Consider the following 23,391-nt stretch of genomic DNA (forward strand, 5'->3'; position numbering starts at 1 on the left):
TTACGATATTAATTCCTGAAAATGGTTCGCTAACTAGTGATTGACAACGCCCGTAGTGAACCGAAAAAATGTTCTCCACAAAGTCTTGACTGACTCATGGCGGCATATTGCTTTTGAATCTTGGCCCGATCTGTAGTAAAATGAAAGTGCTCTTGCATAGGGATCCTCCTTTTTAATGGTTGGTTGCACTTTCATTTTAAGGGGATCCTCATGCAAGGGCTATTTTTATGCTTGTTTGAGTTTATCTAGCACCACGGGTTTATATAATATCTGCAAACAGCATGAAGGCTCGAGTCGTATTCGGTAATAATGGACCAGAAAATGAGAAAATGAAAGAACCCCTTGTCGCATATGGGTTTGCTTTAATTGAGAGGGATGCACGGTTTCATAATCGACTCAAAATCGTGTGGGGTAGCCCCCCGTGTGGGTTCGACTCCCACCATCGGCATCCTTGGAATTCGATAGCCCACGATCGAAAATCGTGAAACCCTTGATACGACCGCATTTGCGGTCGTTTTTCATTTTCTGGGAGTTCCGAAAAAATTTTGCATGAACTTTGCATTTCTACCATCTAGATCATCCATGATTTCGTCAATCATCATGTTTTTTTAGTACCCATGATGGATTTGACAAACTGGAGCTTTTCATAAAAGAGTGAAACGATTTTTTCGTAAATGCGACTAATGTAACAAAGGAGGAGGAGATTGGGCTGAAAAGATGGCTTGCTTTCATTGCCGCCGTGTGGAGTGTTTGGTTGGCAGGTTGTAGCGGGCAAACTGACCGCTATGCCATTGAAGGGTATGTCGTGAGAAAAGAAGGGGGGAGCATTTTGGTTGTCAGTTCTGATCCGCAAGATTTTCGTTCCACAGGCGGGCTTAAAGAGTTTTATAATGCCATCTTGGTTTCTAGTGCACCAGCGCGAGTGAACATTGGTCAAAAAGTTCAAGTTTGGATAGATGGGGGGATTGCTGAATCGTATCCAGGCCAAGGGAAGGCGGGCAAAGTATTGGTTGTGCCAAGCTCTCCGCGTGATGGCGCCAGCTTATCGGAGGAGGAGGCGATTCGCCAAGCGTTGAAACAAGAAGAGAGTCGGCTCGAGCATATGATTCCTGTGATTCGGGCTGTTCATTATGACAAACAAGCGGACACTTGGATGATTCAAATAAAAGACGCCCATGAACGAACGGAATTCGACGTTCGGATCAAAGATGAATAAAAGCGTTTTGCCGCATGCGAAGCAAAAGCTGTCCTCCTCTTCCCAGCACGGGGGAGAGGGGGACAGCTTGTCGATGACGCGCCAAACAATTCGTTGGATTCCGAAAACAAGTCATTACGAAGACAACACCGAGACAAGCGGACGGTCCGGCAAGTAGAGCTGGGCGTTGTCGCTTTGGCCGGCCGCGATCCAGTCGCTTTGGGGGAATTTCTTTCGGACAGCCCCCGCGGTTCGTGTCTGGAAGGAATGTTTTTTCCATGTTGCGCTGCACAGCTCGCCCCTTGTCCATTTGTTCCCTTGTCGAGTTATTGCGCTTGCCGCAGGCTGGCGATGGATGCCTCATGTTCAATCGAGCGTTTGGAGAGGATGGCCAAAATGTGCTCGTGGCGTTCTTGGTTGACCTCGATCCTTTTGACAATTTGATCGATTTCCATGACCGCTTGTCGAATAGGAACGAGATCGTCTTTGGTCGCCATCTTTGCTTGAATTTCGTTTACGTTGGACTGGAGTCCGTTTACAGTGGAGCGAAGTTCAGCGAGTTCGTCTTTCGTGGCCATTTTCGCTTCGATGTCGTCCACTTTGGATCGGAGCTCGGCGAGTTCGTCTTTGGTGGCCATGTTGGTTTCAATGTTGTTTACTCTTGATTCGATGCTGTCTACTCTCGCCTCGATGCTGTTCACTCTCTCTTCGATGCTGCCCGCTCTCGCTTCGATCTTGTTCAGTTGATTTTTCATCTCGTTGACCTCGGATGTCAAGACGCCGACGCTCGAATGGAGTTGATCGAGTCGATCCAAAATTTGGTTAAGCAATGCTTCCATATGGATCATCCTTTCCAAGTGTGGATTGACGGTGATTCAAAACAGCTATTCATGGCTTTTATTGCTTTCCTAACGCTGTCTGGACCTTGTTGGTGAAGGGGTTGCCAAAGGAGTCGATCATCCGTGGGCATGTGTGCAGCAGATTTGGGGACATCCAGCTTCCATTTTAGCATAAATCGTATGGGGGGGAGACAAGGGATTTTTTGAAGAATGATGATGAACAGGGGCGACAAGTTCTAGAGGGCTGGTGATTTAGCGCAAAATATGGCTGATTCCTGCTATCTTTCAATTCGAGAAACGCGGCTGAATCGGCTTTCTTTTCTGATGAAATGCCATCGATTTGCAGGCCGTTCTCGTTTTTCACCATCCTTCTAGAGGGTGGGTGATTGGGTAAAAAAGACTATCGATTCGCATTCTTTCTCAATTAGAGAAACCCTTGCAAAACTGACTTTCTTTTTCTGCGAAAATGCGCCGCTTTGATCAGCGATTTTCATGCCAGGGTAGGGAGCAACGCTTGCTTAGGAATGTTTTTTATTATTGTATTGACAAAGATATTCAATATCAATTATCATCTTAATTGATAAGGATTATCATTATTAAATATAGATTGAAGGAGGAATATGTAACGTGTTGCAGAAAAAATGGACCTCTCTTCTTGCCATGCTGATGGCGTTGTTCGTGTTGCTTGTGCCGTTGGCTCAACCGGCTGCGCCTGTCGAGGCCGCATCCAAGACAAGGGTGTTTAAGACGGAGCTTGGCAAGCTGGTGATCAAAGGTACCCCGAAGCGGATTGTCACGTTAAGCATGGCGGGGACAGATGCGGTTGTCACGTTAGGCTTAAAGCCAGTGGGGTATACGATTTCCAATTCTGGAACGGTGCCTACATACTTGCGCAATAAACTAAAAGGGGTGCCAAGCGTTGGGGCACTTAGCGCCCCGAGTTTAGAGAGAATCGCAGCGCTCAAACCGGATTTGATCATTATCGACCATGAATTTGAGTTCCATAAAGCGATTATCCCTCAGCTGAAAAAGATTGCGCCAGTAGCGGGATTTCGTGCGAACAGCTACAAAGAAGCCATGAATCAGCTTCTTGTATTAGGAGACATCTTAGGGCGGAAGGCGAAGGCAAAATCGTTTGTGAATCAGTTTTATAAAGAATTGAAATCGCAGCAGGCAAAATTAAAAGATAAAAATCTTCGTGTATTGGGCTTTTTCGTCAATAAAGATGGCATTAATGTATGGCAGGACAACTCATTCTCCGGATCGATTTTTACGGCGCTTAAGGCTGATTATGCATTTAAGGAAAAAGGGGATGAATACTCCGACTTTAAAACAGTAAGTTTAGAAAGAATTTTAGAAATCGATCCAGACGTGCTGTTTGCCTATACGGATCCTGGGAAGAATGACCTGAAAAAAGTGAAAGCCAACCCGATTTGGTCCCAATTAAAAGCGGTGAAAGAAAAGCGGGTGGTGGAAGTCAATCGCGATCTTTGGTCTCGCAGTCGGGGACCGTTGGCGGCAAAATTGATTGTAAAAGAAGCGGCATCCATTTTAAAACGTTATCAGTGATGGGATGGGGCTAGCGAGAGGATGTCATCTTTGGCATACGGAAAAAGAGCGATATGGATCAGTTCGATGTTAGTGTTGGGCATCATTTTGTTGATCATCGTTTCTTTAGTCTCTGGTCCGTTTTTTGTGCCTATTCCAAAAGTGCTGGATGTCCTTTTGCATGACGATGGATCCAAAGCACGAACGGTGGTTTGGGAACTGCGTTTTCCCCGCGCCCTTCTAGCGGTTTTGATTGGGGCGAGTTTGGCTGTGGCTGGAGCGATGATGCAATGTTTAACGAAAAATCCAATGGCCGAGCCAAAAATCATGGGAGTGTCGGCCGGCGCTGCTGCGATGGTTGTTCTAATCGAATATTTTTTCGCCGGCCTTCCCCTTCTTTTCTTTTCTCCCCTTGTCTTTTTGGGGGCGGCGGTTGGGGGAGCCCTCGTATATAGTTTGTCTCTGAAGAGAGGCACCCTTTCCCCGGTTCGTTTGACCCTTGCCGGAGTGGCGGTCAGCGCATTTTTGCATGCGATCACCGTCGGAATTTTGGTCTTGCTTGGACAGGACGCAGCCGCCGTATATGCATGGCTGGCCGGTGGGTTAAACGGCTTGACATGGCGCCATGTTTCGCTGATCGCTCCATGGTCTCTTGCTGGCTTGCTCCTCTCCATCATGATCGCTTCGAAAATGGATCTGTTGGAGCTCGGCGATGATACAGCCAAAGGGCTTGGTGTTCATGTGGGGATTCTCAAAACTGTGATGGCAGTCATGATTATTATTTTGGCTGGAAGTGCGGTGTCCGTATCCGGGGTCATTGGGTTTATCGGCTTGATCATTCCGCACATCGTCCGAAAAATGGTCGGGGTGAACTATACGTATATCGTTCCGGTCAGCGCCTTGTGCGGAGGAATGTTGCTTTTGACGGCTGACTTGCTTGCACGCTTGGTGGCGCAGCCGATTGAACTTCCTGTCGGGGTGTTTACCGCCGCCATTGGTTGCCCATATTTTTTGTATTTGATTAGGAAGCAGGGCGAATGGAATGCGTAAGCGTGATGTGGGACTTGTGGCTGGGTTGGCATTGCTTCTTGTCATCATCGTGCCGCTCGGCGCTTGTTTCGGGGATGTGAAAATCCCTGTTTCGCAAGTATGGGAGGCATTTTTCAACCGAAAGTCTTCCCTGAATGGGGAAATCGTGTGGGAATATCGCTTGCCAAGGATATTGGTTGGGCTGTTTGTCGGCGCCAACCTCGCCGTATCCGGAGCGCTGTTGCAAGCCGTGACGCAAAACCCGCTTGCTGCTCCGAATGTCATTGGAATGACGGCTGGCGCCAGCTTTTTTGCTGTGTTGGCGCTGCTGATCATTCCGCATTTTCCTGTCAGCGGCCTGCCGTTCGTCACCTTTTTCGGGGCTCTCTTCGCCGGCCTTTGCGTGTATGCGTTTGCCTGGAAGAAAGGAATGGATAAGGGCCGGTTTGCTCTATCGGGAATTGCTTTTGATGCCTTGTTTCAGGCCGTCATTACAGGGATTTTGTTTTTTGCGACCAAAGGGATTGATGCCGCGGTCATTTGGTTGGCGGGGAGTTTATGGGGACGGACATGGGAACATGTTTTTCTCATTGTTCCCTGGTCGGTGATCGGACTCGGATTTGCTTATCTTTGTTATCGCCGCATGAATGTTTTGCAGCTGCATGATGATGTAGCGGCGAGTTTGGGACTGCGTGTCCAAGCAGCCCGTTTCCTGATTTTTCTCATTGCGGTCGGCTTGTGCGGAAGCGCGGTGGCCGTATCGGGTCCGATTGGATTTGTGGGACTGGTCATCCCCCATCTTGCCCGTTTGTTGACAAGGGCCGATTATCAGCGGCTCATTCCGGTCAGCGCCTTATTAGGAGCGATTTTGATGATCAGCGCGGATACGGCAGGAAGAACCATCGCGGCGCCAATCGAAATCCCAGTCGGCATCCTGACGGCATTCCTTGGTGCCCCGTACTTTCTCTTTCTGCTTCGACGAGCAAAATTATAACATGATCGAATCTATCGATGAAAAGGGGATCGTTATGGGTTGGAAAAAATGGATGGTTTCTAGTTTCGTAACAGCCAGTTTAGTCATAGCGGGTGCGGCGGAGTCTGAAGCATATGCGGCGAAACCGGCCAAGCTTGCCATTGAAAGTGCACAGCCGGTGAATGCTTCAACTGTGAAAGAGTATATCGTAAAAGGAAAAGGGCTCAAGGGAGCGAAGATCAAAATTGTGATCACCGATGGAAAAGCATCTGTCACTCATTACACTGTTGTTCAAAAGAGCGGATCGTTTGAAGCGCCGGTCAACGTATCGACATTACGAGATGGGACATTGACGGTGTCTGTCACGCAAATCATCAAGGGACAGAAGCATAGCCGCGTACAAAAAAAGATTATCAAGGATACGAAGGCGCCTTCCGTTCCGGTGATCACGAATAAAGGATGGATCAATGCCAAGCAGCAGAACGCTTATGCTGTTCAAGGAACAGCAGAACCCCATAGCGCTGTGAAGGTTTCATTGAGCGATGGAAAGCAGCGCATCACCAAAATGGTGCATGCAGACGGCAAAGGGAGATTCCGAGCGGTGATCGATGCGAGAAAACTGGCGGAAGGAGAGATTACGGTCTCCGCGGTTAGCGTGGATTCGGCAGGAAACCAAAGCGGCCAATCGAAGAAAGTGCTTCGGAAAGATGTGAGCATAGAGGCCCCTGAACTGTTGAATGAAGGATATATTAACGCTTTCAACTATGAAGCGTATCCAGTCACGGGGACAGGCACGCCTGGAGAGAAAGTGGTGGTGGAGGCTGCTGATGGAAAAAAATCCGTCTCAGCGAGCGGACTTGTGGATGAAGATGGGAATTATGAAGTAGAGATCAATACTTCTTCTCTGAAGGACGGGAAGATCACGATCCGTGTGAAAACGATCGATCAGGCGGGAAATGAAAGCCGGATGGCAAGCGTCGTCCTCATCAAATCGTTGACCTCTCCTGCCAAGCCATCTATTGAGAATAAAGGATATGTGAACGCCAGCGCAGATGCAACTGCTTATGAGGTGACGGGCAAGGGAGAGCCAGGGGCGGAAGTGGAGGTCACTTTGTCCGATGGAACGAATGAAATCAGCACAGTCGGTACGGTGGAAGAAAACGGGAGATACCGTGTAGAAGCTGATATTTCCCCGTTAAGCGATGGACTGATTACCATTACAGCCGTTCAAACGAGTGCAACGGGCAATGTAAGCCCAGAGGCAACCACGACGGTTTGGAAGGATACCGCTGTTGCCGCTCCATCATTGAACGCCCTGCCAGCCGTTACGAATCAAAATCAAGCGGCATATACGATCGCAGGAACGGCAGAAAGCAACGCATCGGTGCAAATCATCATTACGGATGGACAAAAATCTCTCGTTGAACGGACGTCGGCGGACTCGAATGGGAATTTTTCGAAGACGATCGATCTGTCTGCATTCAACAATGGCCAGCTGATGATCATTGTGACACAAGAAGACAAAGCGCAAAACCATAGTGAAGCGACCACAGCGACGGTGACGAAAGGGCAATAAGAAGGAACCTGTCGGCCGAGCCTTTCTTTGAAGCGGGATGCTTCAAAGAGGGTTCGGTCGATTTTTTGGTGAATAGACATGTTTCAATATCACATAATCATGGAAAATCACAAAATTCAGAGGCCTTCCTGGATGTTATTTGCGCACCGCATGGACATAATGGACATGTTCAAACGCTGTCAGATCGTCGTTTCGGTTCGAGAAAAATTCCGCTTGGATTTGTTCCGGCGATACGTGTTCGAAAATGAGGGCCGGTCATGTTGCAACTGTTGTTCCAGTTCCTTGATCGAATACGCCGCTTTCATCGGTTCACCGCTTTGCCGGGCGAGGGCGAGCGTGTTTTGCACCCGCTTGACGGTGGAGGTGAACAGCTGCTCATCGGCAACATCAAACACGATAGAACTGCCCTCTGTCATCAATGGAGCGAGTTGGTGCAAAAGACGATAGAAGTGCTCTTTTTCCAGATAATATGAGACGCCAAGCAGGCTGAACACCGTTTTTTCGTTTGGGCGAAAGCCGGCTGCGAGCAATCGGGAAGCCACGTCATCCTTGGTAAAATCAGCGGCGACCAGTTGCAAGCAGTTTGGCATCTTCCAGTTGGCCATGTGGATGCGTTCGCGCTTGAATTGCTGCGTGTTGGGATGGTCGACTTCGAATATCGTCAGGCCGCTGTTTGGATGACGGAAGGCGAACGTATCCATCCCTGCTCCTAACATGACATATTGCGTCGCGCCAAGCCGCTTTTCGTGTTGGACGACCCGTTCGGTATAGGCGGCGCGGGCGATTGGAGTCGGAGCGAGCTGCGTTTGGACGATCCATTTCACTTTCTCTTCGTCCGATGAGAACGCATCAAGCCGCTCGGGGGCAAAAAATCCCAAGCCGTTGGCGAGAAAGGCTTGGATTTGTTTGTATTCTTCGTCTGTGATCAGCTGTCTGGCCATATCGTCACGAAAAATGACAGGCGTATCGTGTTCCGTATGATAAGCGCGGACGAAACAGGACATCAATGCGGTCATGCTCGGTTCGTTTGGTTTCATGGCAATGGCTCCTTTGCGAGGCTATGGAGAATCATCTTCTGGCCGTAGGCGACAAATTGTTCTTTCGTCTTGCCGAGCGTCGGCAGCAAAAACGCTCCTTTTGTTTCGATAAGGTCAAACAACGCGTGTAGCTGTGCGGAGAACACGTACACGGTCATCATGACGTCCACCGTTTCGCGGACAACGCCTTCTGCGATGCCTTGCTCGATCCAGCGGGAGAGGGCGTCATTGATGTCCGTTCCTAAAGAGAAAATAGCTTCCATGGTGGGTGTCACTGCGTCCAACGATGGCGGGCGAAACTCGCGGACGGCGCGCGCCGAAACGGGACAATGTTCGTAGTAAGCGCGCATTGCTTTACAAATGTGTTCGTACTTGGCCAAAAACGGCTGCTCGGCTTGCACGATGTCGGTTAGACGATCACGCAACTGTTTGAGACCATTCGCGACAATGTAGTACAAAATCTCCTCCTTCGTGTCAAAGTAGCGGTACACCGTACGGCGGCTGTATCCCGACGCTGCGCAAATGTCGCTGATTGACGTGCCGTCAAACCCGCGTTCGAGAAACAACCGCTCAGCGGCTTGGGCAATCGTTTGTTTGTGTACAGCGGCGATATGTTCTTTCATAGCTGATACTCCTAGTATCAAAAGTATACTATTAGTATACTTTTGTTTTTCTGTTTGTCAAGTGGTTACTTTATTGACAAACGAGCCATCAAAACAATGGTGATGAAGGGGAGCTGGGGTGGTGTTCGTAGAGCATATCGAAAGTGGATGGTTCAACATTCATCAGGCGAATCACTAAAAATATATCGGGGCTTTTGGTGAATGGCCCAATGGTTGACAGTAATACGAACTATGAGACAGAAGAGGTTTTTCTTTTGCGTGCAGGATATTGCCCTCGTGCTTACGAATCTATACGGATGCACATCAAGCAAGGAGGATGGCTATGGGGAACATTCAACCAAGGCGGTTGATAACGGCAAGCGGCCAACCGATTGTTATACGGACGGCATCGCCTGAGGATGCCGAGCGTGTCGTCGCGTTTGTGAAGGCGGTGGTAGCGGAAGCGCCGTATTTGTTGACGACAGAAGCGGAAGTGGTGACGACAAGCGAGCGGCAAAGGCAATGGCTGCAACAAATGGCTGATGATCCCGGAAAGCTGGCGATTGTCGCCGAGCAGGAAGGGGACATCATCGGGTTTTTGGATTTTCATAACGGTAATAAGCAGCGGACGAAGCACCAAGGGTCTTTCGGCATGAGCGTGAAAAACGGCTTTCGAGACCAGGGGATCGGCACGGCGTTGCTTGTAGCGCTCCTTGATTGGGCAAAAGAAAATCCTTTGATTGAAAAAGTTTGCCTCGAAGTCGTCGCTGACAACACGAACGCGATTCGATTGTATCAAAAGTTTGGATTTGTGGAAGAAGGCGTGAAGAAAAAAGCTGCAAAAATCGATGACGGGACGTATTGGGATTTGATTTTGATGGCCCGCTTTGTCAAGTAGGTTCGGCGGATGAGTGCGGGGAGATCGCTCGATGAGCATTTCCTTCCTTTCTATTGCGCCGGTTTGCGCTTCGGTGCGGCGGCCGGAGTGACAAGGAGGGAGAACGTGAGCGACAAGGGAATGAGGTTGTTGCCGCTTGGCGTCAGGCTCATGAAGCCGCAGCGGGAACAATACAAACGGATGGCGGCCTGCGAGAGAAAGGCCGCCATGTTGGTTTTGGTTGAAATGCCCAATCTTTTGTCATTTGGTCCCGATGTGCTGTTATTTCTGCCGTTGCTTCTCCTAGAAGACTTGTGATTTAAGGGGAAATGTTGCTCCCCAACAGCGTTTCTCAAATTGAAAAACCTTGCAACACCATAACTTTATCCCTTTCGACTTCTCGCAAATCGAGCGAATCCGTTGTTTTTCACCGGTCTTCTAGAAGGCCGGTGAATTAGTGAAAAGTCGCGAAAAACGGACTCTTCTCAAATTGAGAAGTCCTGTAAAATCAACGCCTCTCTTTCACCCAAAAGCAACGGATTCGGCGAAATCGGTCGTTTTTCACCAGTTCTCTAGGAGGCGCGGCGCTTTTTTGAGTAAAAGAGGTGTTGGGGGCTGCTCGCAGAAAGGAGCGGCCGTTCCTGGCCGCGCGCCGCTACGAACGCTCGCTGAAGGCGATTTGAATGCCGATTAGGGCGAACAGGGCGCCTTTTAGCCGATTGATCCGCTTGGCGATTCGTTTGTTCGACAGCAACAGATGGCGCAGTTTTTCCGCGCCGATGCTCACAAGGGTGAAGACGGCGAGCGCTTGAGCGAGAAAGACGGCGCCAAGAAGCAACATCTGTTGCGGCACGCGGCCCTCTGACGGATCAACGAACTGAGGCAAGAGCGCCAAAAAGAAGAGCGACACTTTCGGGTTGAGCACGTTCATGACAATGCCTTTTTTGTACAGCGAGGCGTATGCCATTGGCTTCTGCCGCCCAAAGGCGAGACTGCTGTCTTTTTCGCGGAACGCCTGCCATGCCAAGTACAGCAAATACGCGGCGCCGGCGTACTTGACGATGGCAAACGCCAAGGCGGATTGGTAAATGACAGCCGAGACGCCAAGCGTGGCTGCACTGATGTGGACAAGCAGGCCGGTGCACAGCCCGAGCGCGGTGGCGATGCCCGCCTGTTTGCCTTGGGACAGGCTTTGGGCGATGACGAACAAAATGTCTGGCCCCGGCGCTAACGTAAGCAAAACGGCGACGCCGAAAAACGAGAAGATCGTTCCGATTCCCATGAGGCATCCCTTCCTTCGGCATGATGACTCTATATGTTCGCCGCGGATCGTATTGATTCCTTTTTGTTTGAAAGGGAAAATGGACAAACGAAAAAGCCGCCCATGCCATTAGAAGCAGAGGCGGCATTTCCTATTCATGGAAAGCTTTTTTCTCCAAAAACGCCCGGCCATAGCGGCCATGGTCATGGAGCATGGCGTGCTCCACCTGGATGGTGGCGTGCTCGATTCCGTATTTTTCCTTCAACATTTCATTCACCGCCAAGATGACGCATAGCGGCTGGATGCGTTCGTTGACAAACACATGAGCCGACAGCGAGTAATGGTCGGTCGAGATGGCCCATAAGTGCATGTCGTGCACGTCTTCGACCCCTTCGATCTTTCGAATATCGGCGCGGATTTGTTCGAGGTCGAACCCATCTGGCACGGCTTCCATTAAGATGAGATACGATTCGCGCATAATTTTCGCTCCGCCTGTGAAAATGATGGCGGCGATCACTAAGCTGATGATCGGGTCGAACACCGTCCAGCCGGTGAAGTAAATGAGCAGCGCGGAAACGATGACGCCGATCGAGCTAATCAAGTCGCCGATGAAATGCCAAAGGGCGCTCTGAACGTTCAAGTTGTCTTCTTCTTTCGTGCTCCGGCTTAAGACGATGGTCAACGTCAAGTTAACGATGAGGCCGATCGCCGCGATTCCGAGCATAAGACGAAAGTTGATCGGTTCAGGATGAAGAAAACGCTGAATGCCTTCCCATAAAATCCACAGCGCAATGACGGCCAACGTCAGCCCGTTCAAAAACGATGTGATGATTTCAAATCGCAAAAAACCGAACGTAAAGCGGCGGTTCGGCGGGCGCGTTGCCATGTAGAGGGCGACCATGCTCAATCCAAGCGCCAATACATCGGATGCCATATGGGCCGAATCGGACAAGAGGGCGAGCGAGTTGGAAATCAGTCCGCCAATGATTTCAACGGCGGTGAAAAACATGGTCAACAAAAGCGTCACCCAGAGCGCTTTTTTTGATTCATGTTGCGTTTTGACGTGCGGGAGATGGTGAAAATCGTACAGTGTTGGAGCCATAATGCACCTCCGTTATTTATAATAATTATCAACTTATATATATTATAATATAAAAATCCGCCTGTGTGCAAATGAAATTTCGACAGCGAGAAAGAGCGGTTGTTGGAATTTGTCTAAAAATATAGACGAACAATTCAAGGAATGAATCCTGCTGCTGGCGAATAGGAATCAATGTTGTGTATGGCCATCATCTTGCTTCAGAAAGGATGCGATCGAGCTTGATTGCGGCGAATCCGACGGATTTGGAAGTGTATTTGTTTCATGAAGGCAGCTTGCATAAAAGCTACGAGCTGTTTGGCGCCCACGTGATCGATGAGGGCGGAAGGGCCGCCACCCGCTTTTGCGTCTGGGCGCCGCATGCGCGCGACGTGCGCCTGGTCGGCAGCTTTAACGGCTGGGACGGGGCGAAGTTCCGCCTCACCAAAGTGAACGATGAAGGAGTATGGACGATCGTTGTCCCGGAAAACTTGGAAGGGCATTTGTATAAGTATGAGATCGTCACGCCGGATGGGCGGGTGCTGCTGAAAGCGGACCCGTACGCGTTTTGCTCCGAATTGCGCCCCCACACCGCCTCGATTGTCTACGATCTGAAAGGATACCAGTGGAACGATCAGTCTTGGCAGCGGAAGAAGCGGCGAAAGCGGATTTACGAGCAGCCGATGGTCATTTATGAGCTCCATTTCGGTTCGTGGAAGAAAAAGGAAGGTCGTTTTTTGACGTACCGTGAGATGGCCGACGAACTTATCCCGTACGTGCTAGAGCGTGGATTTACGCACATTGAGCTGCTTCCGCTTGTCGAGCATCCGCTCGACCGTTCGTGGGGGTATCAAGGGACCGGCTATTATGCGGTGACAAGCCGCTATGGCACGCCGCACGATTTCATGTATTTCGTCGACCGCTGCCATCAGGCAGGAATCGGGGTCATTCTCGATTGGGTGCCGGGGCATTTTTGCAAGGACGCCCACGGGTTATATATGTTTGACGGCGCGCCGACGTATGAATACGCGAATGAAAAAGACCGAGAAAATTACGTCTGGGGGACGGCGAATTTTGACTTGGGCAAACCGGAAGTGCGCAGTTTTCTCATCTCCAACGCCTTGTTTTGGCTCGAGTATTACCACGTCGACGGATTCCGCGTCGATGCGGTCGCCAATATGCTTTATTGGCCGAACAACGACCGGCTCTATGAAAATCCGTATGCGGTCGAGTTTTTGCGCCAGTTGAATGAGGCGGTGTTTGCCTATGACCCGAACGTCTTGATGATCGCTGAAGATTCGACCGACTGGCCTCGGGTGACCGCGCCGACGTACGATGGCGGCCTTGGGTTTAACTACAAGTGGAACATGGGCTGGATGAACGACATGCTGAAGTATATGGAAACGCCGCCGCATGAGCGGAAATACGCCCATAACCAAGTCAGTTTTTCCCTCCTTTATGCGTATTCGGAAAATTTCATTTTGCCATTTTCCCATGATGAAGTTGTGCATGGCAAAAAATCGCTGCTCAATAAAATGCCTGGGTCGTACGAAGAGAAGTTCGCCCAGCTGCGCCTATTGTATGGGTACATGATGGCCCACCCTGGGAAAAAGCTGCTGTTTATGGGCAGTGAGTTTGCCCAGTTTGATGAATGGAAGTTTGCCGAGGAGCTGGACTGGGTGCTGTTCGATTTTGAATTGCACCGGAAAATGGACGAATATGTGAAGCAGCTGATCGCCTGCTATAAACGGTATAAGCCGTTTTACGAGCTTGATCATGATCCGAGGGGGTTTGAATGGATTGACGTTCATAATGCCGAGCAAAGTATTTTCTCATTCATCCGCCGGGGGAAAAAAGAAGGTGATGTGCTGGTCATTGTTTGTAATTTCACAAATCAGGCGTATGACGATTACAAAGTCGGCGTGCCGCTTTTGGCGCCGTACCGCGAAGTGCTGAACAGCGATGCAGCGGAGTTTGGCGGATCAGGGCATGTCAATTCGAAGCGGCTTTCCGCTTTCCATGAGCCGTTTCATGGAAAACCGTACCATGTGCGCATGACGATTCCGCCGTTTGGCATTTCCATTTTGCGGCCAGTGCAAAAACGAGGGGAGAGAAAGCAGAATGAAGAAGAAGTGCATCGCCATGTTATTGGCCGGCGGGCAAGGAAGCCGGCTTCGCTCGCTGACGAAAAACATCGCGAAACCAGCCGTGCCGTTTGGGGGGAAGTACCGGATCATTGATTTTACGTTGAGCAATTGCACGAACTCGGGCATTGACACAGTCGGGGTGTTGACCCAATATCAGCCGCTTCTTTTGCACTCGTACATCGGCATCGGAAGCGCATGGGATTTAGATCGAAGAAACGGGGGCGTCACCGTCCTTCCCCCTTACTCCGCCTCTTCCGGCGTCAAATGGTACGAAGGCACAGCGAACGCCATTTATCAAAATATGAATTATATTGAACAATACGACCCGGATTACGTTCTCGTGCTGTCTGGCGATCATATTTACAAGATGGATTACCAGCAGATGCTCGACTACCATATCGCCAAACAGGCGGATGCAACGATTTCCGTTATTGAAGTGCCGTGGGAAGAGGCGAGCCGGTTTGGCATTATGAATACGAATGACGAGATGCAAATTGTCGAGTTTGCCGAAAAACCGGCGGAGCCAAAGAGCAATTTGGCGTCGATGGGCATTTACATTTTCAATTGGCCGTTATTGAGGGAGTATTTGCAAATCGACAACGCCGATCCGCATTCGTCGCACGACTTTGGCAAAGATGTGATTCCGCGGCTGCTTCGGGAGAACAAGCGGCTCGTGGCCTATCCGTTCAAAGGCTATTGGAAAGATGTCGGCACCGTCAAAAGCTTGTGGGAAGCCAACATGGATTTGCTCGATGAACACAATGAACTTGACTTGTTTGATCGCTCGTGGCGCATTTATTCGGTCAACCCGAACCAGCCGCCGCAATACATCGCTCCCGAGGCGGAAGTGAGCGATTCTCTCATCAATGAGGGATGCGTCGTGGAAGGAACGGTGGAGCGCTCGGTGCTGTTTCAAGGCGTCTGCATCGGCAAGGGAGCGGTTGTGAAAGAATCCGTCATTATGCCAGGGGCAACAGTTGGTGAAGGAGCGTATGTCGAGCGAGCGATCGTCACTCCGGAGATCGTCATCCCGCCGCATTCGACTGTGAGCCCGGGCGATGCTGATGATGACGTCGTGCTCGTAACGACCGAGTGGATCAAGCAACGGAATAAGGACACCGCAAGGAAGGATGGAGCACAATGAACAACAACATGATGTTGGGCGTCATCGACGCGACCACGTATATGGAGGCAATGGCGCCGCTTGTCGAGCAACGCTCAATCGCAGCGGTGCCGTTTGCCGGGCGGTATCGGCTCATTGATTTCGTGCTTTCAAGCATGGTCAACTCCGGCATTGAAAGCGTCGCGATTTTTCCGAAATACCAATATCGGTCGCTGATGGACCATTTAGGATCAGGGAAGAATTGGGATTTAAACCGAAAGCGGGACGGATTGTTTTTCTTCCCATCGCCGGACTTGTTGTTTTCCGGTGAGCGCCGGGTCGGGGCGTTTGCCCATTTTGAGCAGCATATCGACTATTTTTTGCGGAGTCGGCAAAAGTATGCGGTCATCGTCAATAGCTACACGGTGTGCAACATCGACTTTGACGCCGTCCTCGAGCGCCATATCGAACGCGGCTGCGATGTGACGCGAATTTGCCATCGCGGCGAGCCGCTGGAGATGTACGTGTTGGAGACGTCTCTTCTGCTTGATTTCATTGCCAATTATAAAAACCGCGGCTATCGAAGCATCGTCGATGTCGTCTGCGATAACTGTCATTCGCTGTCCATTTGCGACTATGAATACAGCGGGTATGCGGCCGTCATCGATTCGCTCGCCCGCTATTTCCGCGCGAGCATGGAGCTTCTTGACCGCAGTGTTTGGGAGCAGCTTTTTCTTCCATCGCGGCCGATTTATACGAAAGTGAAAGACGAGCCGCCGACGAAATACCGGCGGGAAGGGAATGTGAAGCGCTCGATGATCGCCAACGGCTGCGTCATTGAAGGAACGGTGGAAAACAGCGTCTTGTTTCGTTCCGTGAAAATCGGCAAAGGAGCCGTTGTGAAGAACAGCATCATTATGCAAAAATGCCAAATCGGCGATGGTTGTGTGCTTGATGGCGTCATCGTCGACAAAGACGCGAAAATCGAACCGGGGGTCGTTTTGCAAGGGACGGCGGAGCGGCCGTTTGTCGTTCGCAAAGGAACGGTGCAAGGGGAGGTCGTGAATCGATGAACGTGCTGTTTGCCGTATCAGAATGCGCTCCGTTTGCCAAATCGGGAGGATTGGCTGACGTCGCCGGCGCGCTGCCGAAAGAGCTGCGCCGGCTCGGCGTGGACGTCCGTGTTATGATGCCAAAGTATGAAACGATTGCTCTAAAGTGGAAAGAACGAATGGGCAAAGTGGCGGAGCTCGTCGTGCCGGTCGGGTGGCGCCGCCAGTATTGCGGCGTTGAGAAGCTCGAGCATGACGGGGTCGTCTATTACTTGATCGACAACGAATACTATTTCAAACGGCCGCAGCTGTACGGCCATGGTGACGACGGCGAGCGGTTCGCCTATTTTTGCCGGGCGGTGCTGGACGCGCTTCCGGCGATTTCGTTTCAGCCCGACATCATTCATTGCCATGACTGGCACACCGGCATGATTCCGTTTTTCTTGCGCGAGCAATACCGTCATGATCCGTTTTATGCGGATATCCGCACTATCTTTACGATTCACAACTTGCAGTTTCAAGGGCTGTTTCCGCGCGGGATTTTAGAGGATTTGTTGAATTTGGACGGACGGTATTTCACCGTCGACCATCTCGAGTTTTACGGAAGCGTCAGCTTTATGAAAGGGGCGCTTGTCGCCTCCGATTTGATTACGACGGTCAGCCCGACGTACAAAGAAGAGATTCAAACCGCTTATTACGGCGAGCGGCTTGACGGGCTGTTGCGGGCGCGGCGGGATGATTTGCTTGGCATTTTAAACGGCATTGACGACGAGTTTTACAACCCGGAAACCGATCCGTTTTTAGCGGCGACCTATAGCGTACATACGCGGGAAAGAAAAAAACTCAACAAGCGCGCCCTGCAGCGGCGGTTCGGTCTGCCAGAGCGGGATGATGCGCCCGTTGTCGCGATGGTGACGCGAATGACGGCGCAAAAAGGGCTCGATTTAGTCACGTGCGTCTTCCATGATCTGATGCAGGAAGAGATGCAGCTTGTTGTGCTTGGAACGGGGGATTGGCGGTTTGAACAGTTTTTCTCGCAAATGGCGGCGGCCTATCCGGACAAAGTCGGGGTGTACATCGGCTTTCACGAACCGCTCGCCCATCAAATTTATGCGGGCGCGGACTTGTTTTTAATGCCGTCATTGTTTGAACCGTGCGGGCTGAGCCAAATGATCGCGCTTCGGTACGGGACGATTCCGATCGTTCGGGAAACGGGCGGGCTGAACGATACGGTGCAATCGTACAATGAATTCACAGGAGAAGGGAACGGGTTCAGTTTTACGAACTTTAACGCCCACGACATGTTGTACACGATCCGCCGGGCGCTGTCGTTCTACCGCCAGCCATCTGTCTGGGAGCGGCTCATGGAGCGGGCGATGCGCGGCGATTACAGCTGGCGCCGGTCGGCGAGGGAGTATCGAAAAGCGTACGAACAGCTGAACAAAAAGGGGGAAGACGCGCTTGTTCGCGGATAAAGAAACGTTTCAACGGGCGTTTGTGACGCGGGTCGAGGCGTTGTGCGGCAAACCGTTTGCGGAGTCGACGGCGCGCGATCATTATCACGTTCTCGGCCAGATGGTGCGCGAACATATCAGCCGCCATTGGATCGCGACGAACGAGCGCTGCCGGGCGGAGCGGCGGAAGCAGGTGTACTATTTGTCGATCGAGTTTTTGCTCGGCCGTTTGCTCGGAAGCAACTTGTTAAACCTCGGCGTCCGCCCGATGGTCGAAGAGGGGCTTCGCGAGCTCGGCATCCGCCTTGAGGACATTGAGGAATGCGAAGCGGACGCCGGGCTTGGCAACGGCGGGCTGGGGCGGCTCGCCGCCTGTTTTCTTGACTCGCTCGCCACATTGAATTTGCCGGGCCACGGCCATGGCATTCGCTATAAACACGGGCTGTTTGATCAAAAAATCGTTGACGGCTATCAAGTCGAGCTGCCGGAGCAATGGCTGCGAAACGGGAACGTTTGGGAAATCCGGAAAGAAGAGCTGGCGGTCGAAGTTCGCTTCTGGGGAAGGGTCGAGGTGTCGGAACAAAACGGCCGCCTTGTGTTCCGCCATGTCGACAGCGAAAACGTGATGGCTGTGCCGTACGATATGCCGATCATCGGCTTCGGGACGAACACGGTCAACACGCTCCGGCTTTGGAGCGCCGAGCCGGCGAAAACGTTCCCGCTTCATAAAGATGTGATGCAATACAAGCGGGAGACGGAAGCCATTTCGGAGTTTTTGTACCCGGACGATACGCACGATGAAGGCAAACTGCTCCGGTTAAAGCAGCAGTATTTTCTCGCCGCCGCCAGCCTCGGCAGCATCACTCGCTCCCATCGCCGCCAGCACGGGAGCTTGCGCCGCCTCCATGAATATGTCGCCATTCATATCAACGACACGCACCCGGTGCTCGCGATTCCGGAGTTGATGCGCATTTTGCTCGATGAGGAAGGGATGAGCTGGGAAGAGGCTTGGCACATTACGACCCATACGATCGCGTACACGAATCATACGACGCTGGCGGAAGCGTTGGAGAAATGGCCGATTCGTCTGTTTCAGCCGCTGTTGCCGCGCATTTATATGATTGTCGAGGAAATCAACGAACGGTTTTGCCGCGAGCTGTGGGAACGTTATCCCGGCGATTGGGGGCGGATTGAACAAATGGCCATCGTCGCCCACGGGATGGTGAAAATGGCGCACTTGGCCGTCGTTGCGAGCCATAGCGTCAACGGCGTGGCGAAACTGCATACGGAGATTTTGAAACAGCGGGAGATGCGCTTGTTTTACGAATGGGCGCCGCACAAGTTCAACAACAAAACGAACGGGGTGACGCACCGGCGCTGGCTGTTGAAAGCCAACCCTGAGCTGTCGGCGTTGATTACGGAAACGATTGGTCCGCGCTGGATCCGCGAGCCGGAAGCATTGATTGAGCTGAAGTCTTATGCTTCCGATCCGGCGTTTCAGCAGGCGTTGGCTGCGGTCAAACAGCAGCGGAAGATGAAGCTTGCCAAGCACATTTCCGAAAAAACGGGCATTGTTGTCGACGAATCGTCGATATTTGATGTCCAAGTGAAACGGCTGCACGCTTATAAACGGCAGTTGTTAAACGTTTTGCACATTATGCATTTATACAATCGGCTGAAAGAAGACCCGCGTGTTTCGATCCACCCGCGCACGTTCATTTTCGGAGCGAAAGCGTCGCCAGGCTATTACTACGCCAAGCGGATCATCAAGCTCATCCATTCGGTGGCGGATCAGGTGAACAACGATAAACGGACGAACGAGCAACTGAAGGTCATTTTTTTGGAAAATTACCGCGTATCGCTCGCGGAAGAAATCATTCCGGCCGCCGATGTGAGCGAACAAATCTCAACAGCCAGCAAAGAAGCGTCCGGGACGGGCAACATGAAGTTTATGATGAACGGCGCCGTTACGCTTGGCACGCTGGATGGAGCGAACGTCGAAATCGCGGAAGCCGTCGGGGAGGAAAACATGTTTTTGTTCGGGCTGACGGCCGATGAAGTGCTCCGCTACTACGAACACGGAGGCTATCGGGCGCATGAGTATTACCATCATGACAAACGGATCAAGCAAGTTGTCCACCAGCTCATCAACGGCTTTTTCCCTGATGTCGGCGACTACTTTGAGCCGATTTACGACTCGCTGTTGGCGCAAAACGACGAATATTTTGTGCTGCGCGACTTTGCCGCCTACGCCGAGGCGCACGAGCGGGTTGAAGAGGCTTACCGCGATCCGGCGCGCTGGTGGCGGATGAGCGCCGTCAACATCGCGCATTCCGGCCGTTTCGCCAGCGATCGGACCGTAGCGGAATACGCGGCCGAAATTTGGGGTCTTTTGCCGTCGGGGGAACGTTTCTCAACTTAGGAAAGGACGTTTTTGGGCTGCTTTTTCATCGTCTTTGGCGAGGAGACCCCCACTTCAACGACCAAAGGGAGTAAGTGGGGGAGGAATCGCTTTTTTGTGTTTTTGTATCACTAAAAAATATATTTAGTGAAAGAGAGGTGAGACAAATGGACATGACGTTAACAGCCAAAATCAAAATTTACCCAACAGCGGAACAAGCAGAAGTATTGAAAGCCACCCTTTCCGCTTATCGACAAGCGTGCAACGCTGTGTCTGTTGTGATTTTTGACACAAAAGTGCTTGCACAAGCCAAGTTACACGACATGACCTATCGTCTACTTCGATCAAACTACGCTTTGCGTTCGCAAATGGCGCAATCTGTGATTAAAACGGTGATCGCTAGATACCGTTCCCTAAAAAGCAATGGTCATGAATGGACATTGGTTCGCTTTAAAAAGCCTGAATATGACCTCGTTTGGAATCGAGATTACTCCATTGTTCAAGGGTTATTTTCTGTCAATACACTAGAAGGACGAATCAAAGTGCCATTCGAACCAAAAGGCATGGAACAATATTTTGATGGCTCATGGACGTTTGGCACAGCCAAACTCGTCTACAAGCATAACAAATTCTTTTTGCACATCCCCATGACCAAAACAATTCCAACCGTAGATGAACACAACATTCGCCAAGTGGTCGGTGTTGATGTAGGGGTTAACTTTCTTGCAACAGCTTATGATTCGCAAGGGAAAACGATCTTTTTTAACGGACGAAAAATCAAGCATATGCGTGCCAAGTACAAACGAATGCGAAAAACCCTCCAGCAAAAAGGGACGGCTTCTGCGCGTCGGAAGTTGAAAACAATCGGACAACGAGAAAACCGTTGGATGACGGATGTGAACCATGCTGTCACGAAGGCACTCGTTCGTCAATATGGAGAACGTACCCTTTTTGTATTAGAAGATTTAACAGGCATTCGTGAAAAAACAGAACGTGTACGTATCCATGACCGATATGAAACCGTATCGTGGGCTTTCTATCAGTTCCGTCAACTGTTAGAGTATAAGGCGCGTTTGCATGGGTCAAAAGTGATGGTGGTTGCTCCGCATTACACCTCTTTGACATGTCCAAAGTGCGGGCATACGGAAAAAGCCAATCGAAACAAGCGTACACACACCTTTTGTTGCCGAACATGCGGATACACCTCAAACGATGACCGCATTGGTGCCATGAACCTTCAACGAAAAGGAATAGAGTACATCGTTGAAGGAACGACACAGGCATGACCTGCGTCGTTGGGCAGTTGTCAACCTGCCCCTGATGCAACCCCAAGTCAAGGAAGGAGGACCAAGTCCGCTCGCACTTCTGGGGAGTTGCAAGCCCCCACTTCAAGCGTTAGCGAAGTGGGGGTAGTTGACTCAATCATCGTCCTTTTAGGGAATTTCGAGGGAGAAGGCATAAAAGCAAAAGGGCGTTCCGTTTGGCCGGAGCGCCCTTTCTCGCTTAGTCGTCGCCGTCGAGCCAGTCGCCGATGCCGCCGAGGATGCTGCCTTCGCCGACCGACCGTCCGCCGGCGCTCGGGGCGGCAGCGAGGACGCGGTCAGCGAGCCGGCTGAACGGAAGCGACTGCACCCACACTGCTCCCGGACCGGTGACGGTGGCCAAAAACAATCCTTCGCCGCCGAAGAAGGCGGTTTTGATGCTGCCGACATATTCAATATCGTAGTTGACGTCTTTCGTCATGGCGACAAGGCAGCCGGTGTCAATGCGAAGCGTTTCCCCGGGCTGCAAGTCGCGGCGGTGGATCGTTCCGCCGGCGTGCAAAAAGGCAAGCCCGTCACCTTCCAACTTTTGCATAATAAACCCTTCGCCGCCGAAAAAGCCAGCGCCGAGTTTGCGCTGAAACTCAATGCCGACGGAGACGCCTTTTGCCGCACACAAAAAGGAGTCTTTTTGGCAGATGAGCTTCCCGCCAAGTTCGCTCAAATCGACCGGGATGATTTTTCCCGGATACGGAGCGGCGAAGGCGACGCGGCGCTTGCCGTTTCCTTGGTTGGTAAACACGGTCATGAACAAGCTTTCGCCGGTGAGCAGCCGCTTCCCCGCGCCGACAAGGCGGCCAAGCAGCCCTTTTCCGGACGAGGAGCCGTCGCCAAATACGGTTTCCATGACGATGCCGTCATCCATCATCATCATCCCGCCCGCTTCCGCGACCACGCTTTCGTATGGGTCGAGCTCGATTTCGACAAACTGCATGTCATCGCCGTACAGCCGGTAATCGATCTCATGTGCGTTCATCATTTCGCCTCCATTCGGATCATATGACGTTCTGCTCTGTACTACGGAAAACGGCATTGGCCTGTTTCACAAAAAAGACCATCTTGCCGATGGCCTTTTTCATGGAGTCGTTTCCCCAAAATGCTGCTGGGACGGTCTTTCATCGTACCGGCGGTAGCTGTCTTTCGATGTATACGGGTCTTTTTCATACGCCGGCAAATCGCCGATGTTCGACATGATGCCTTCGTCATCCAATATGTTTTCCAGCAGCTCATGCTCCCGTGTCGGGTACACACGTACGCGTTGGCCATGCAAATCGACGGCCGCGAAATTTTCCAAGTCTTCGACATAGCCGACGTTCTCTTCCGACTCGGCATACACTTCGCTGTAGGAATCGACGTTTTTGCCAAGGTCCGAAGGGGTGTCGGACGTGCCGTAGCGGGCTACTTCCTGCCATGCATCTTCCGCGTCGTAAGCGACCGATTCCGCGCGGTCATCGAAATCGAATTTGCCAAACGGCGGCATCAGCACGCCCTCTTCAAGCGGCCGCTTTTGCGACACCGTTTGATCCGGGCTGTGCTCACGGCAGTAGAGTGCTGTTGGCAACGCTTCGAGCCGTTCGTATGGGATCGGACGACCGCATACGCAGCACGTTCCGTATGTGCCGTCGACGATGGCGCCAAGCGCCTGTTCAATCTCGCGAAGTTCGCGCTCGGCATGCTCCTTTAGGGCGAGATCTTTTTCCCGCTCATACAGCTCTGTCGCCTCATCGGCCGGATGGTTGTCGTAGCTCGCCAGCTCACCGACCGCATCGTGGGCGTGGCTGCGGATCGTGCCGAAATGGTCGTTTTGCTTGAGCCGGTCTTCCGTCTCCCGTTTCATGTTGAGCAGTCTCGAGCGGAGGGCGGCAAGCTGTTCGTTCGTCAGCATCAGTCGCAATCCC

The 23,391-nt window shown here is 51.5% G+C and carries 19 protein-coding genes and 1 pseudogene; 13 read left to right on the forward strand and 7 right to left on the reverse strand.

Going from position 1 to position 23,391, the window contains the following annotated elements; all coding sequences use genetic code 11:
- Nucleotides 1–754 precede the first annotated feature (754 nt).
- Nucleotides 755–1,216, forward strand: a complete 462-nt coding sequence (locus tag JCR24_RS00005; RefSeq protein WP_014196625.1) for a YobA family protein — start codon at nt 755–757, stop codon at nt 1,214–1,216.
- 305 nt (nt 1,217–1,521) lie between these two features.
- Here JCR24_RS00005 and JCR24_RS00010 read toward each other — a convergent pair whose 3' ends face one another.
- Nucleotides 1,522–2,034, reverse strand: coding sequence for a hypothetical protein (locus JCR24_RS00010; protein ID WP_011232374.1), 513 nt, complete (start codon nt 2,032–2,034; stop codon nt 1,522–1,524).
- A gap of 627 nt (nt 2,035–2,661) precedes the next feature.
- On the opposite strand from JCR24_RS00010, the gene JCR24_RS00015 reads away from it, so the two are divergent.
- The 4 genes from JCR24_RS00015 to JCR24_RS00030 are packed head-to-tail and all read left to right on the forward strand — an operon-like array spanning nt 2,662 to nt 7,160.
- The gene (locus JCR24_RS00015) at nt 2,662–3,603 is read left to right on the forward strand and encodes an ABC transporter substrate-binding protein (RefSeq protein WP_021322727.1); all 942 of its coding nucleotides are present in this window, start codon (nt 2,662–2,664) and stop codon (nt 3,601–3,603) included.
- 21 nt (nt 3,604–3,624) lie between these two features.
- A complete protein-coding gene (locus JCR24_RS00020) occupies nt 3,625–4,632 on the forward strand; it encodes a FecCD family ABC transporter permease (protein ID WP_238979866.1) in 1,008 nt (335 codons plus the stop codon).
- Nucleotides 4,625–5,605 carry a FecCD family ABC transporter permease gene (locus tag JCR24_RS00025; RefSeq protein WP_238979867.1) on the forward strand — a complete coding sequence of 327 codons (981 nt, stop codon included), beginning with the start codon at nt 4,625–4,627 and terminating at the stop codon, nt 5,603–5,605. The genes JCR24_RS00020 and JCR24_RS00025 overlap by 8 nt, the downstream gene beginning before the upstream one ends.
- A 34-nt stretch (nt 5,606–5,639) precedes the next feature.
- Nucleotides 5,640–7,160: an Ig-like domain-containing protein gene (locus tag JCR24_RS00030; RefSeq protein WP_014196620.1), complete on the forward strand. Its 1,521-nt coding sequence runs from the start codon at nt 5,640–5,642 to the stop codon at nt 7,158–7,160.
- Nucleotides 7,161–7,295: 135 nt separating this feature from the next.
- Here the strand turns inward: JCR24_RS00030 and JCR24_RS00035 are convergent.
- Both JCR24_RS00035 and JCR24_RS00040 read right to left on the reverse strand, forming a co-directional pair.
- Nucleotides 7,296–8,197: pseudogene (locus JCR24_RS00035) on the reverse strand (class I SAM-dependent methyltransferase).
- Entirely contained in the window at nt 8,194–8,820 is a 627-nt protein-coding gene (locus JCR24_RS00040; RefSeq protein WP_238979868.1) for a TetR/AcrR family transcriptional regulator, read from the reverse strand. The pseudogene JCR24_RS00035 and the gene JCR24_RS00040 overlap by 4 nt, the downstream one beginning before the upstream one ends.
- A gap of 322 nt (nt 8,821–9,142) precedes the next feature.
- Here JCR24_RS00040 and JCR24_RS00045 point away from each other — a divergent pair, with 322 nt between their 5' ends.
- On the forward strand, nt 9,143–9,697 hold the full coding sequence (locus JCR24_RS00045) for a GNAT family N-acetyltransferase (RefSeq protein ID WP_238979869.1): 555 nt from the start codon (nt 9,143–9,145) through the stop codon (nt 9,695–9,697).
- A 105-nt stretch (nt 9,698–9,802) separates the two neighbouring features.
- Nucleotides 9,803–9,994, forward strand: a complete 192-nt coding sequence (locus tag JCR24_RS00050) for a hypothetical protein (RefSeq protein WP_021322722.1) — start codon at nt 9,803–9,805, stop codon at nt 9,992–9,994.
- Between the two features lie 337 nt (nt 9,995–10,331).
- Here the strand turns inward: JCR24_RS00050 and JCR24_RS00055 are convergent, their stop codons facing one another.
- Nucleotides 10,332–10,958 carry a LysE family translocator gene (locus JCR24_RS00055; protein ID WP_011232354.1) on the reverse strand — a complete coding sequence of 209 codons (627 nt, stop codon included), beginning with the start codon at nt 10,956–10,958 and terminating at the stop codon, nt 10,332–10,334.
- A 130-nt stretch (nt 10,959–11,088) separates the two neighbouring features.
- A complete protein-coding gene (locus tag JCR24_RS00060; RefSeq protein WP_238979870.1) occupies nt 11,089–12,039 on the reverse strand; it encodes a cation diffusion facilitator family transporter in 951 nt (316 codons plus the stop codon).
- Nucleotides 12,040–12,245: 206 nt separating this feature from the next.
- On the opposite strand from JCR24_RS00060, the gene glgB reads away from it, so the two are divergent.
- The 6 genes from glgB to JCR24_RS00090 all read left to right on the forward strand — a co-directional run bounded on the left by glgB (nt 12,246) and on the right by JCR24_RS00090 (nt 21,457).
- Complete coding sequence (glgB, locus tag JCR24_RS00065) at nt 12,246–14,255, forward strand: 1,4-alpha-glucan branching enzyme (RefSeq protein WP_238980002.1); 2,010 nt, start codon at nt 12,246–12,248, stop codon at nt 14,253–14,255.
- Entirely contained in the window at nt 14,137–15,306 is a 1,170-nt protein-coding gene (locus JCR24_RS00070; RefSeq protein WP_238979871.1) for a glucose-1-phosphate adenylyltransferase, read from the forward strand. Before glgB ends, JCR24_RS00070 begins: the two co-directional genes overlap by 119 nt.
- The gene (locus JCR24_RS00075) at nt 15,303–16,337 is read left to right on the forward strand and encodes a GlgC family sugar phosphate nucleotidyltransferase (RefSeq protein ID WP_014196616.1); all 1,035 of its coding nucleotides are present in this window, start codon (nt 15,303–15,305) and stop codon (nt 16,335–16,337) included. Before JCR24_RS00070 ends, JCR24_RS00075 begins: the two co-directional genes overlap by 4 nt.
- Nucleotides 16,334–17,791, forward strand: a complete 1,458-nt coding sequence (glgA, locus tag JCR24_RS00080) for a glycogen synthase GlgA (RefSeq protein ID WP_014196615.1) — start codon at nt 16,334–16,336, stop codon at nt 17,789–17,791. Before JCR24_RS00075 ends, glgA begins: the two co-directional genes overlap by 4 nt.
- Nucleotides 17,778–20,192, forward strand: coding sequence for a glycogen/starch/alpha-glucan phosphorylase (locus tag JCR24_RS00085; RefSeq protein WP_238979872.1), 2,415 nt, complete (start codon nt 17,778–17,780; stop codon nt 20,190–20,192). Before glgA ends, JCR24_RS00085 begins: the two co-directional genes overlap by 14 nt.
- Nucleotides 20,193–20,338: 146 nt before the next feature.
- Nucleotides 20,339–21,457 carry an RNA-guided endonuclease InsQ/TnpB family protein gene (locus tag JCR24_RS00090; protein ID WP_033012293.1) on the forward strand — a complete coding sequence of 373 codons (1,119 nt, stop codon included), beginning with the start codon at nt 20,339–20,341 and terminating at the stop codon, nt 21,455–21,457.
- Nucleotides 21,458–21,674: 217 nt separating this feature from the next.
- Here the strand turns inward: JCR24_RS00090 and JCR24_RS00095 are convergent, their stop codons facing one another.
- The gene (locus JCR24_RS00095; RefSeq protein WP_033006918.1) at nt 21,675–22,469 is read right to left on the reverse strand and encodes a TIGR00266 family protein; all 795 of its coding nucleotides are present in this window, start codon (nt 22,467–22,469) and stop codon (nt 21,675–21,677) included.
- A gap of 99 nt (nt 22,470–22,568) precedes the next feature.
- A complete protein-coding gene (locus tag JCR24_RS00100) occupies nt 22,569–23,378 on the reverse strand; it encodes a yteA family sporulation protein (protein WP_238979873.1) in 810 nt (269 codons plus the stop codon).
- Nucleotides 23,379–23,391: the final 13 nt, after the last annotated feature.

It is taken from the genome of Geobacillus sp. YHL (assembly GCF_022341265.1).
In the GTDB taxonomy this organism is placed as follows: domain Bacteria; phylum Bacillota; class Bacilli; order Bacillales; family Anoxybacillaceae; genus Geobacillus; species Geobacillus thermoleovorans.